This window comes from Bradyrhizobium sp. CSA112 (assembly GCF_029051645.1).
GTDB lineage: Bacteria > Pseudomonadota > Alphaproteobacteria > Rhizobiales > Xanthobacteraceae > Bradyrhizobium.
This window is the reverse complement of record NZ_JAACFS010000007.1, coordinates 231905-243167: the sequence shown is the minus strand read 5'-3', so window position 1 is coordinate 243167 and position 11263 is coordinate 231905. Positions and strand designations below refer to the sequence as shown.

Genomic DNA, 11263 nt, shown 5'->3' with positions numbered 1-11263 from the left:
CGGCCCATGAGATGGCCGACGAGGCCTCGGCGGCGCATGCGCTCGGCGGCGAACAGCTCACCTCGCTCTTGGTGTTCCGCGCCGGCTCCTCGCAGCCCAAGGCGGTGCCGCTCGGCCTCGTCACCCGCCTGGAGGAGATCGCCACCGACAAGATCGAGCTCTCCAACGGCCGCTACATGGTGCAGTACCGCGAGCAGCTGATGCCGCTGGTGCAGATGAACGGGGTCACCGTGCAGAGCTCCGGCTCGCAGCCGATCCTGGTGTTCGCCGACGACGGCCGCTCGATGGGGCTCGTGGTCGACGAGATCATCGACATCGTCGAGGAGCGGCTGCATATCGAGGTCGCCGGCCAGCAGGACGGCATTCTGGGTTCCGCCGTGATCAAGGGCCAGGCCACCGAGGTGATCGACGTCGGCCACTTCTTACCGATGGCGTTTGCCGACTGGTTCTCGCGCAAGGAGATGCGGGCCTCCTCGACCGCGCAATCGGTGCTGCTGGTCGACGACTCAGCGTTCTTCCGCAACATGCTGGCGCCGGTCTTGAAAGCCGCCGGCTACAAGGTGCGGGTCGCCGTCAACGCGCAGGAGGGGCTGTCCGCGCTGCGCTCGGGCTACACCTTCGACGTGGTGCTGACCGACATCGAGATGCCCGACATGAACGGCTTCGAGTTCGCCGAGACCATCCGCTCCGACCACAACCTGAGCCAGCTTCCGATCATCGCGCTGTCCTCGCTGGTGTCGCCGGCGGCGATCGAGCGCGGGCGGCAGGCCGGCTTCCACGATTACGTCGCCAAGTTCGACCGTCCCGGCCTGATCGCGGCGCTGAAGGAACAGACCGCCGACGTCAGGAACGCGGCATGAACAAGTTCAGCCGGACGGCCTAGGGAATAACGCACATGACAACCAAGACCGAGACCATCGAGGGCACCGTGGCCGAATACGTCACCGCCGTGATCGGCGGGCAATTGTTCGGCCTGCCGATCTCCCGGGTGCAGGACGTGTTCATGCCGGAACGGCTGACGCGGGTGCCGCTGTCGTCCGCCGAGATCGCCGGCGTGCTGAACTTGCGCGGCCGCATCGTCACCGTGGTCGACATGCGCGCCCGCCTGGGCCTGCCGAAGAACGACGACGGTAAGCCGGCGATGGCGGTCGGCGTCGACTTGCGCGGCGAGTCCTACGGCCTCCTGATCGACCAGATCGGCGAGGTCTTGAAACTCCACGATAACGGCCGCGAGGAAAACCCCGTCAACCTCGACCCCCGCATGGCCAAGCTCGCCGGCGGCGTGCACCGCCTCGACGGCCAGCTCATGGTCGTTCTCGACGTCGATCGCGTTCTCGAAATCGTGCCGGACCTGATGGCGGCATGAAGACCGAACCTGGAATGAAAACATCCCTCTTGGGATCTGGTGTAATTGGAGGCCTAAAATGAAAACCTGTCTGGTCGTCGATGACTCGAGCGTCATCCGAAAAGTCGCACGCCGCATCCTCGAAGGTCTGGACTTTCAGATCGTCGAAGCCGAGGACGGCCAAAAGGCGCTTGAAGTCTGCAAGCGCGCCATGCCGGAGGCGGTTCTGCTCGACTGGAACATGCCCGTCATGGACGGCTACGAATTCCTCGGCAACCTGCGCCGCATGCCCGGCGGCGATGCGCCCAAGGTGGTGTTCTGCACCACCGAAAACGACGTCGCACACATTGCGCGCGCGCTGCATGCCGGTGCCAACGAGTACATCATGAAGCCGTTCGACAAGGACATCGTCACCGCGAAGTTCCAGGAAGTCGGCCTGATCTGATCTCGCGTATGTGATCCCGGCGGCTCAACGGCCTTCGGCGTTGTCTTTCTAAGTGTGCCGCTTGAGTTGGGTCGGGTGAAGTATGAGTGTTGCGTTAACGAAGTCTCCGCCGCCAATCTCGACAAGGCAAGACAAGCTGCGTGTCATGGTGGTCGACGACTCCGTCGTGATCCGCGGGATGATTTCGCGCTGGATCGGCGCCGAGCCGGACATGGAGGTCTCGGCCTCCCTGCGCACCGGTCTCGACGCCGTCAACCAGATCGAACGCATCAAGCCCGATGTCGCAGTGCTCGATATCGAAATGCCGGAGCTCGACGGCATTTCGGCGTTGCCGCAACTACTGGCGAAAAAGCGCGACCTCGTCATCATCATGGCGTCGACGCTGACCCGCCGCAACGCAGAGATCAGCTTCAAGGCGCTTTCGCTCGGCGCGTCCGACTACATCCCGAAGCCGGAAAGCACGCGCGAGGCCGGCGCTGCCGAGACCTTTCATCACGACCTGATTCAGAAGATTCGTCATCTGGGCGCCAGGGCGCGCCGCCGTGCCTCGCCTGCCGCGAGCCCGTCTCTGGCCCCGGCCCCCGACCGGGCACGCGACGTATCGGTCCATCCGGTCGCGGCACCGGTTGCGCAACTGCAACTGGCGCGCAGGCCCTTCAGCATGCTGGCGCCGCGTGTGCTCCTGATCGGCTCGTCGACCGGCGGCCCGCAGGCCCTGATGGCACTGGTCGCCGACATCGGCCCGGTGATCGATCGTTTTCCGGTGCTGATCACCCAGCACATGCCGCCGACCTTCACCACGATTCTCGCCGAGCATCTGGCGCGTGCGAGCCGCCGGCCGGCGCATGAGGCCGTCGATGGCGAGATCGTCAAGTCCGGCCGGATCTATCTCGCGCCCGGCGGCCGCCACATGCGCGTCGTGCGCCACGGCGCCGAGACCGCAATCGCGCTCGACGACGGGCCGCCGGTGAATTTCTGCAAGCCCGCGGTGGACCCGCTGTTCAACTCCGCCATCGACGTCTGGCAGGGCGGCATCATGTCGGTGATTCTGACCGGCATGGGCTCTGACGGCATGCGCGGCGGCAAGGACATCGTCGCCGCCGGCGGCAGCGTGATTGCCCAGGACGAAGCGACCAGCGTGGTGTGGGGCATGCCCGGCGCGGCCGCCAATGCAGGTATTTGCGCGGCGGTTCTGCCGCTCAATCAGATTGGGCCAAAACTGGTTCGGTTGTTTTCGGGAGATCGTTCGTGACGCCTTCAGACTATGAGTATCTGCGTAAGCTTCTGAAAGAGCGCTCCGGGCTCGATCTTTCCGCCGACAAGCAATATCTGGTCGAAAGCCGGCTGTTGCCGCTGGCGCGCAAATCCAGCCTGCCGGGCATTTCCGAACTCGTCGAGAAGATGAAGGGTGGAGCTGCCGCGCTGACAGCGGAGGTGGTCGAGGCGATGACCACCAACGAGACCTTCTTCTTTCGCGACAAGATTCCGTTCGATCATTTGCGGGAGGCGGTCATCCCGGCGCTGGTGCAGGCGCGCGCGGCCCGCCGCGCTTTACGCATCTGGTGCGCGGCTTCCTCCACCGGGCAGGAGCCGTATTCGATCGCGATGTGTCTGAAGGAGGCCGGGTCCTTGCTGTCCGGCTGGCGCACCGAGATCGTCGCGACCGACCTGTCGCAGGCGGTGCTCGAAAAATCGAAGGCCGGAATCTTCAGCCAGTTCGAGGTACAGCGCGGATTGCCGATCCAGTTGCTGGTGAAATATTTCACCCAGAACGGCGAACTCTGGCAGATCAATGCCGAGATCCGCAGCATGGTGCAGCATCGTCAGCTCAACCTGTTGCAGGACTTCTCCCATCTCGGCGTGTTCGACATCATCTTCTGCCGCAACGTGCTGATCTATTTCGATCAGAACACCAAGGCCAACATCTTCGAGCGGCTCTCCCGAATGCTGGAGCCCGATGGCGTGCTGGCGCTGGGCGCGGCCGAATCCGTGGTCGGCATCACTAACACCTTCAAACCCTATCCGGAGCGGCGCGGACTTTATCGTACGAATATCGCGCCGTTGATCCGGGTAGGGGCGTCGACCCTGGTGCCGCAAACCTTGCGAGCGGTTGCCGCGGCGAGCTGACCTTCTTTACCTCGCCCCGTTCTTCACGGGGAGAGGTCGGCGCGTAGCGCCGGGTGAGGGGTCGCTCAGCGCACTCCGGTTGTCATTAGGATTCGCGGACAGAGCCCCTCACCCCGACCCTCTCCCCGCCAAGAGCGGGGCGAGGGAGAACTACAATATCGCGTGCGGCAGGAAGCGTGACGTGTTGCCGGTGATCGGGTTATCGTCCTCGCGGATCGACAGGCCGCACGGCGTGTGATCGATCAGCCAGCTTCCAAGCACCGGGTATTGGTCGGAAAAGCTTGGCAGCGGCGCGAAAGCCTGCCGGATGAATCCTTCCGCGCCATACGGGCCTTCCTGCTCCGCCAGCGTAGTGCCGGCGCTGACCAGAGCGACATTGGCGCCTTCGCGCGAATAAAGCGGCTTGCGGACGAACGAGGAGCCGAGCATTGCCGCCTTCGGATCGTCCTCGAAATAGGCCGGCAGCAAATTGGGATGCTTCGGAAACATCTCCCATAGCAGGGGAAGGATGCCCTTGTTGGAGAGGATCGCCTTCCATGGCGGCTCGATCCAGCGGGTCGGCGCGGTCGCGAGTTTTGCACCGAATGCATCGCGCAACATCCATTCCCAGGGATAGAGCTTGAAGGCGAGCTCAATTCCGCGATCGTCGAGATCGACGAAGCGGCCATCACCGCTCAGTCCGACGTCCTTGATGTCCATCAGCGTAGTCTTCAATCCGGCCTGGCTCGCGGTGTCCTGCAGATAGGCCAGCGTGCCGGCATCCTCGGTGTTGTCAGTCATCCCGGCGAGATGAAGATGCTTTCCGCCGCCGTGTTTCTTCCAGGCATCGATCAGGCGCTCGTGGATTGAATTGAACTGGTCGGCGCGCTTCGGAATGATGTTGCGCTCCATCGCCTGTTCGAGCCAGGCCCACTGAAAAACCGCCGCTTCGAAAATCGAGGTCGGCGTATCCGCGTTGTACTCCAAGAGTTTCGCCGGGCTCCAGCCGTCGTAGCTCAGGTCCAGCCGGCCGTAGAGGCTGGCATCGCGGCGGAGCCAGCTCTCGGACAGCAGCGGCCAGAAGGCTTCGGGTATTTTCAATCGGCGCAGATATTTTTCGTCGTTGATCACGCGGCCGACCAGTTCGAGGCACATCGCCTCGATCTCACCGGTCGGCGCTTCGATCCGCCGTTCGATCTCGTTCAGCGTGAACGCATAATAGGCCCGTTCGTCCCAATAGCGCTCGCCGTCGATGGTGTGAAAAGTGAAGCCAACACTTTCGGCTGTGGCACGCCAGTCGTCGCGTTCGGGGCAGGGGATGCGCTGCATGAAATTCAGCCGCCAGAGAAGCCGATGGCATGCCCGAACGACCCGAAGCCGCCGCGCTGTGCGGAGTGCGAGCCGAAATCGGAAGTGCCCGAGGATGAATGGCTCGAGGACGAATCGCTGCTGTAGTAGCTGCTGCGCGACGAGCCGCCACTGGAGCCGCCATGGCTGCTGGATGACGAGCTCCGCGACGAGCATTCGGTATTGCTTTGCTGGAGCGACGACGAGGCGGCATTCGGCGACTGCTCGCAACTGCGGCTGGGCATCAGCGTGTAGGCGGCGGTCCCGACGGCGAACGTGCCCATTAGCAGGAGGGCGACGTGGCCCGAACGTTTCGCCGGCGGCGGGACGGGGCGCGGCGACGCCGGCACCGCGACCGGTTTGCGCTTGCCGAATTCGTGCTCTGAACTATCTGCCATGGTCAGTAGATCATCGAAGCGGCGTTCAGTGCACCGGCGGCGAGCGAGGACAGCCCGAGCCAGATCGCGGCGGCGAGCTCGCCGGAAGCGATCCGCTTCGACAGGTTCGGCACCGGAACCCTGACAAGGAAATAGACGATGATCTGCACGATCAGCGCGATCGCCGCCCAGATCATGCAATCCCACACATTGGCGGAATGGGCGATGGCGCTGACCAGCGGCAGCACGAAGCCGAGCAGGCTCAGGCCCAGCGCAATGGCGGCTGCCGGCTCGTTGGCGCGGATCAGATCGAACTCGTTATGCGCGGTGACGCGGGTGTAGACGAAGAGATAGGCAACGACGGCGACGATCGCCGTGCAGAAATACACCAGGAACGCCGGAAGCCCGGCGAGGGATTGCAAAACCATTGAACTCGCCCCGACTCGTGCGTTCGACAAGGTTCGCACGATCTGTCAGTCGGCGCATAGGAGCAGGCGGTTCAATCCCACAAAAACTCTTCCCGGAGCCCGGGCTCTGATTGAATCAGAACCGGGCTCTCAATGCTTGTTTTGACGCGCAGGTCCTTGTGGAACTTCGATCGATCCGGAGAGGTTGTAATATAAGGTGATTAAACTTTGGGGAGCAATCCGGGGTGAGCGGGTTAACTTGAGCAGGTAACTGCACCTTTGCTCGGGAGGATCGCCATGGCCACGAATTTGGTCTCTGCAGTGATGCAATTCCTCACACCGGACATGATCGCGAAGATCGCTTCTGTTCTGGGTCTTGATCGCAATGTCGCGCAAAAAGTCATAGCGGGTGCAATTCCCGCCCTTCTTGCAAGTCTCGCTGACGTTGCCTCCACCCCCAATGGGGCACGCCAGCTCACCAATACGCTGGCACAGCAATCCGGGTCGCTCGATAGCCTCAAGGATCTCACCGGCGATCGCGATCTGAACTCGCTCGCGGAAACCGGGTCGAACATGCTTTCCGGCCTGTTCGGTGGCGGAACCCTGGATGCGATGGCGCAGACCATCGGCAAGTTCGCAGGGATCGGCGAGGGTACGACCAAGTCGATGCTCGGCATGCTTGGTCCCGTAGTTCTTGGCGTTTTGGGTCAGCAGCAACGCAGCGCAGGTCTCGACGCAAGCGGGCTGGCGTCCCTCCTCACTTCACAGAAGGATCAGATCACCGCGGCAATACCATCCGGTCTCGCCGGCCAGTTGAGTACCGCCGGTCTTATCGATGGCGCGACTGAAAGCTTGCGCAGCGGTGCGGCGGCGGCCAGCACGGCCGGCAGCCGAATTGCAGGGGCTTCGGAGCGGACCATTTCCGGGGCTAGTCAGGCGGCCTCCGCGGCGGCTCGCAGGACCGCGGTACCACAATGGCCGTATTGGCTGGTCGGCGCGCTGGTATTGGGTGGTCTGATCTGGTTCGCCCTTGGTCGTCCAGGGGAGGACACAGTCGCTCAGATGTCGCCTCCCTCCACGAAGCGGACCGAGACCGGAACCGTAGGCAAGGCCGCGACGGATTTAACGGTCGACGGGATGAATCTTGCGAACCAGGTCAACTCGTCGGTTGGGTCCATCAGGATCGTGCTTTCCGGCATCACCGATGCCGCATCGGCCGAGGCCGCCCTGCCCAAACTGAAGGAAGCGACAGATCAGTTGGATGAGGTCGGCTCGCGCGCGGCGCAACTCTCCCCCGAAGGAAAAAGCACCCTCGTAAAGCTGGTTGTTGTTGCGACCCCGATGATCAACCAAATGTGTGACAAGGTGCTGGCGACGCCCGGCGCTGGCGATGTTGCGAAGCCGGCGATTGACGAGCTTCGAGGCAAGCTCGATGCGCTCGCGCGGTCCTGATGGCGCAATTGACGGGAGCCATCTGCCAAAACAAAACCCCGCCATTTTTGGCGGGGTCCAGTCGGGAAGAGTGAGCCGTGCGGCTCGCTGTAAACCCTGGTGTCAGGCTGGGATGCGCTCGTCCGCCTCGTGCGGCTCGCGCAGCACGTAGCCGCGGCCCCACACGGTTTCGATGAAGTTGCGGCCTTCGGAGGCGTTCGCCAGCTTCTTGCGCAGCTTGCAGATGAAGACGTCGATGATCTTCAGCTCGGGCTCGTCCATGCCGCCATAGAGATGGTTGAGGAACATTTCCTTGGTGAGGGTGGTTCCCTTGCGGAGCGAGAGCAGCTCCAGCATCTGGTATTCCTTGCCCGTCAGGTGCACGCGCTGGCCGCCGACTTCGACCGTCTTGGTGTCGAGATTGACAACGAGATCGCCGGTCTGGATCACCGACTGGGCGTGGCCCTTGGAGCGGCGCACGATCGCATGGATGCGGGCGACCAGTTCGTCCTTGTGGAAGGGCTTGGTCATGTAGTCATCGGCGCCGACGCCGAGGCCCTTGACCTTATCCTCGATGCCGGCGAGGCCGGAGAGGATCAGAATGGGGGTCTTGATCTTCGAAACCCGGAGCTGCTTGAGCACGTCGTAGCCGGACATGTCGGGCAGGTTAAGGTCGAGAAGGATGATATCGTAATCGTAAAGCTTACCGAGGTCGACGCCTTCTTCTCCGAGGTCCGTCGTATAGACGTTGAAACTCTCGGATTTGAGCATCAGCTCGATCGACTGCGCGACAGCGCTGTCATCTTCAATCAGCAAAACGCGCATGCCAGTCCCCTTTAGTCGCCGCTCCGGGCGTCAGGTCGGCCGCACTTGCGGCACTCAAAACGCCTTTGAACAACTGATTCGGATCCTGACAGACACATGGTTAACAAATCCTGATTCCGGTTCGCAAGGTCTTTAAGTGCAATTTTTATCGAATCGCCCTAAGATATTGCGTCGAAGCAGCTTTTCCCTACCGTGCCTGCTCAAGCTCCAAGTTAAGAGACGGGCCTAACCGACTCTCGCGACTCATCCTTCTTCTGACGGGCGAGCGCTCTCAGTCACCAAAGACAGTGACGTAATGATTAATGATGCGGGTAAACACGAGGTTAAGCGCTGTCCGTTAAAGCGCGGAAACTTAAGGTTTTCGAAATGAAGGCGCTCGCGGAGCAGATCGGCGATATCGACGGCGTCAATATGTATGGCCGCGTTGTGGGCGTGCGCGGGCTGATGGTTGAGATTGCAGGGCCCATCCATGCGATGTCGGTCGGCGCTCGCATCGTCATCGACACCGGCGGGAACCGTTTCATCCCGGCCGAGGTCATCGGCTTTTCCGGCAGCAACGCGGTCGTCATGCCGTTCGGCGGGCTCGAGGGTGTCCGGCGCGGCTGCCGCGCGGTCATTGCAATCGCCTCCAGCCAGGTGCGGCCGTCACCGGCCTGGCTCGGCCGCGTGATTAACGCGATGGGCGAGCCGATCGACGGCAAGGGACCGCTCGTGCAGGGCCCATCGCCGATGTCCTACCGAAATTCGCCGCCGCCGGCGCATTCGCGCCAGCGCGTTGGCGCCCCGCTCGATCTTGGGGTACGTGCGCTTAACACCTTCCTGACCTGCTGCCGCGGCCAGCGGCTCGGCATCTTCGCGGGTTCCGGCGTCGGCAAATCGGTGCTGCTGTCGATGCTGGCGCGCAATGTCGATGCCGACATCACCGTCATTGGCCTGATCGGCGAACGCGGCCGCGAGGTGCAGGAATTTCTGCAGGAGGATCTCGGCGACGAGGGTCTCGCGCGCTCGGTCGTGGTGGTGGCGACATCGGACGAGCCCGCCTTGATGCGGCGGCAGGCGGCCTATCTGACGCTGGCGATCGCGGAGTATTTCCGCGACGAGGACAAGGACGTGCTGTGCCTGATGGACTCGGTTACGCGCTTTGCGATGGCGCAGCGCGAGATCGGACTGTCGGCCGGCGAGCCGCCAACCGCCAAGGGCTATACGCCGACCGTGTTCACAGAATTGCCGAAACTTCTGGAGCGGGCAGGGCCGGGCACCGGGGCCGGCACCATCACCGGCATTTTCACGGTGCTGGTCGACGGCGACGACCATAACGAGCCGATCGCGGACGCGGTCCGCGGCATTCTGGACGGTCACGTCGTGATGCAACGCTCGATTGCCGAGCGCGGGCGATTTCCGGCGATCAACATCCTCAAATCGGTCTCCCGCACCATGCCGCGATCGGCCAATCCCGACTATCTGCCGGTGATTATGCGGGGGCGCCAGGTGATGGCGACCTACGCCGACATGGAGGAGCTGATCCGGCTCGGCGCCTACCGGGCGGGTTCGAGTCCCGAGGTCGACGAGGCGATCCGGCTACACGAGCCGATGGAAGCTTTCCTGCGCCAGGCCAAGGATGAAAAATCGAGCCTAGATGACGGCTATCGCCAACTGGCGCAAATCCTCACCAATTTGGAAACGGAACGCTAACTTTGTCAGGCCATCATCCCCGTCACATGATTAATGACGCCGGTGGGGCCCCCCGAGGGAGCCGGCTCCGTCCCGCGTTCAGATTGGGACTTCTGGGGAGTATGAGTCGATGAAGTCACGAGAAACGCTGATCCGCCTGAAGAAGTTTCAGGTCGACGAGAAGCGCCGAAGGGTTACCCAGATTGAAGGCATGATCGCCGACTTCCAGCGCATGTCGGTCGATCTCGAGCGCGAAATCCAAACCGAGCAGGAGCGGGCCGGGATCAACGACCCCTCCCATTTTGCCTACCCCACCTACGCCAAGGCCGCGATCCAGCGGCGGGAAAACCTGACCCGTTCCGCCGACGAACTGCGCATTCAGCTCGAGGACGCCAAGAGCCTGCTCAGCGAAGCGTTCGAGGAGCTGAAGAAGGTCGAACTGCTCGACGAGCGCGACCAGGCGCGCGAGCGCGCCGAGGAGAGCGCCCGGGAGCAGGCCGACATGGATTCGATCGGGCTGATGCGCGCCCGGCTTGGCGTCGCCTGACGCTTCTCACACTTATCGGTTGAAGGAATCGAAATCCCGGGCCGCAAGGCCCGGGATTTTTCTTGGTGGCTTTTTTGGAGGTCTTTCTTGGCGGATTGCCCGGAATCGGCGACTTGGAGCCTGATTTGACGCAGGGTATGCTACGAAACTTCTCGGCTGCTCCGGCGTACGACGCGATGGAGGGACCGAGATCTTTGGGGGTGGTTGAATGCTGACGCCAGCGGAGCTGGTCTGGCTGATTGCCGCGGTGGCGAAGGGGGATGAGGCCGCTTTTGAGCGCCTTTACGCCGCCACGCGCGCGAAACTGTTCGGCGTTGTGCTCCGTATCTTGCGGCGTCAGGACCTCGCGGAGGAGGTCATTCAGGAGGCTTACGTCAAGATCTGGAACAGCGCCGGCCAGTTCAACCCGGCCCTGTCTTCGCCGATTACATGGATGGCGTCGATCGCGCGCAACCGGGCGATCGACGTGGTGCGCAAGCGGAGCGAAAGCTCTATCGAGGAGGAGCCGGCCGCGATGGAAGTGGCGGCCGATTCACCCGATCCGCTGGCGCGGCGCGAGATGACGGAAGAGTTGAAGCGGTTGCTGGAATGCGTCGGCCGCCTGGAGCCGGATCGGCAGAAGCTGGTGCTGCTGGCCTACTACAACGGCTGGAGCCGCGAGCAGCTCGCCGCCAAGTTCGAGACGCCGGTAAATACGGTGAAGACGTGGCTGCGCCGCAGCATGATGGAAATAAGGGAGTGTCTCGGGCTGTGAGGTCCGGA

At 62.8% G+C, this 11263-nt stretch carries 13 protein-coding genes; 9 read left to right on the top strand and 4 right to left on the bottom strand.

Annotated features, from left to right (window positions below; translation table 11 throughout):
• The 5 genes from GWE18_RS16715 to GWE18_RS16695 all read left to right on the top strand — a co-directional run.
• Positions 1 to 860, top strand: an 860-nt coding sequence (locus GWE18_RS16715; RefSeq protein WP_275186788.1) for a response regulator, incomplete at its 5' end; no start/stop codon positions are given.
• Between the two features lie 35 nt (positions 861 to 895).
• On the top strand, positions 896 to 1366 hold the full coding sequence (locus tag GWE18_RS16710) for a chemotaxis protein CheW (protein WP_275186787.1): 471 nt from the start codon (positions 896 to 898) through the stop codon (positions 1364 to 1366).
• Positions 1367 to 1424: 58 nt separating this feature from the next.
• Positions 1425 to 1790: a response regulator gene (locus GWE18_RS16705; protein ID WP_057853338.1), complete on the top strand. Its 366-nt coding sequence runs from the start codon at positions 1425 to 1427 to the stop codon at positions 1788 to 1790.
• Between the two features lie 82 nt (positions 1791 to 1872).
• A complete protein-coding gene (locus tag GWE18_RS16700; protein ID WP_275186786.1) occupies positions 1873 to 3042 on the top strand; it encodes a chemotaxis response regulator protein-glutamate methylesterase in 1170 nt (389 codons plus the stop codon).
• On the top strand, positions 3039 to 3917 hold the full coding sequence (locus GWE18_RS16695; RefSeq protein ID WP_275186785.1) for a protein-glutamate O-methyltransferase CheR: 879 nt from the start codon (positions 3039 to 3041) through the stop codon (positions 3915 to 3917). Before GWE18_RS16700 ends, GWE18_RS16695 begins: the two co-directional genes overlap by 4 nt.
• 150 nt (positions 3918 to 4067) lie before the next feature.
• Here the strand turns inward: GWE18_RS16695 and GWE18_RS16690 are convergent, their stop codons facing one another.
• The 3 genes from GWE18_RS16690 to GWE18_RS16680 are packed head-to-tail and all read right to left on the bottom strand — an operon-like array spanning position 4068 to position 6048.
• The gene (locus GWE18_RS16690) at positions 4068 to 5225 is read right to left on the bottom strand and encodes a glutathionylspermidine synthase family protein (protein WP_275186784.1); all 1158 of its coding nucleotides are present in this window, start codon (positions 5223 to 5225) and stop codon (positions 4068 to 4070) included.
• Positions 5226 to 5230: 5 nt separating this feature from the next.
• Positions 5231 to 5641 (bottom strand): hypothetical protein, encoded by a 411-nt coding sequence (locus tag GWE18_RS16685; RefSeq protein WP_275186783.1) that lies wholly within the window; start codon positions 5639 to 5641, stop codon positions 5231 to 5233.
• Between the two features lie 2 nt (positions 5642 to 5643).
• Positions 5644 to 6048 carry a DUF350 domain-containing protein gene (locus tag GWE18_RS16680; RefSeq protein ID WP_057853342.1) on the bottom strand — a complete coding sequence of 135 codons (405 nt, stop codon included), beginning with the start codon at positions 6046 to 6048 and terminating at the stop codon, positions 5644 to 5646.
• A 276-nt stretch (positions 6049 to 6324) separates the two neighbouring features.
• Here GWE18_RS16680 and GWE18_RS16675 point away from each other — a divergent pair, with 276 nt between their 5' ends.
• Positions 6325 to 7479, top strand: coding sequence for a DUF937 domain-containing protein (locus tag GWE18_RS16675; protein ID WP_275186782.1), 1155 nt, complete (start codon positions 6325 to 6327; stop codon positions 7477 to 7479).
• A 102-nt stretch (positions 7480 to 7581) separates the two neighbouring features.
• On the opposite strand, the gene GWE18_RS16670 is transcribed toward GWE18_RS16675, so the two are convergent.
• Positions 7582 to 8283 carry a response regulator transcription factor gene (locus GWE18_RS16670; RefSeq protein ID WP_016848562.1) on the bottom strand — a complete coding sequence of 234 codons (702 nt, stop codon included), beginning with the start codon at positions 8281 to 8283 and terminating at the stop codon, positions 7582 to 7584.
• A gap of 366 nt (positions 8284 to 8649) precedes the next feature.
• Here GWE18_RS16670 and fliI point away from each other — a divergent pair, with 366 nt between their 5' ends.
• The 3 genes from fliI (at position 8650) to GWE18_RS16655 (ending at position 11255) form a co-directional block, all read left to right on the top strand.
• Positions 8650 to 9975 (top strand): flagellar protein export ATPase FliI, encoded by a 1326-nt coding sequence (fliI, locus tag GWE18_RS16665; RefSeq protein WP_275186781.1) that lies wholly within the window; start codon positions 8650 to 8652, stop codon positions 9973 to 9975.
• Between the two features lie 109 nt (positions 9976 to 10084).
• Entirely contained in the window at positions 10085 to 10501 is a 417-nt protein-coding gene (gene fliJ / locus GWE18_RS16660; RefSeq protein WP_057842912.1) for a flagellar export protein FliJ, read from the top strand.
• A 208-nt stretch (positions 10502 to 10709) separates the two neighbouring features.
• Positions 10710 to 11255, top strand: a complete 546-nt coding sequence (locus GWE18_RS16655) for a sigma-70 family RNA polymerase sigma factor (RefSeq protein WP_275186780.1) — start codon at positions 10710 to 10712, stop codon at positions 11253 to 11255.
• Positions 11256 to 11263: the final 8 nt, after the last annotated feature.

Coding starts and splice junctions, on each gene's coding strand:
- GWE18_RS16675 (WP_275186782.1), top strand. CDS start 6,325: ATGGCCACGAATTTGGTCTCTGCAGTGATGCAATTCCTCACACCGGAC.
- fliI (WP_275186781.1), top strand. CDS start 8,650: ATGAAGGCGCTCGCGGAGCAGATCGGCGATATCGACGGCGTCAATATG.
- GWE18_RS16705 (WP_057853338.1), top strand. CDS start 1,425: ATGAAAACCTGTCTGGTCGTCGATGACTCGAGCGTCATCCGAAAAGTC.
- GWE18_RS16710 (WP_275186787.1), top strand. CDS start 896: ATGACAACCAAGACCGAGACCATCGAGGGCACCGTGGCCGAATACGTC.
- GWE18_RS16670 (WP_016848562.1), bottom strand. CDS start 8,283: ATGCGCGTTTTGCTGATTGAAGATGACAGCGCTGTCGCGCAGTCGATC.
- GWE18_RS16690 (WP_275186784.1), bottom strand. CDS start 5,225: ATGCAGCGCATCCCCTGCCCCGAACGCGACGACTGGCGTGCCACAGCC.
- GWE18_RS16700 (WP_275186786.1), top strand. CDS start 1,873: ATGAGTGTTGCGTTAACGAAGTCTCCGCCGCCAATCTCGACAAGGCAA.
- fliJ (WP_057842912.1), top strand. CDS start 10,085: ATGAAGTCACGAGAAACGCTGATCCGCCTGAAGAAGTTTCAGGTCGAC.
- GWE18_RS16685 (WP_275186783.1), bottom strand. CDS start 5,641: ATGGCAGATAGTTCAGAGCACGAATTCGGCAAGCGCAAACCGGTCGCG.
- GWE18_RS16680 (WP_057853342.1), bottom strand. CDS start 6,048: ATGGTTTTGCAATCCCTCGCCGGGCTTCCGGCGTTCCTGGTGTATTTC.
- GWE18_RS16655 (WP_275186780.1), top strand. CDS start 10,710: ATGCTGACGCCAGCGGAGCTGGTCTGGCTGATTGCCGCGGTGGCGAAG.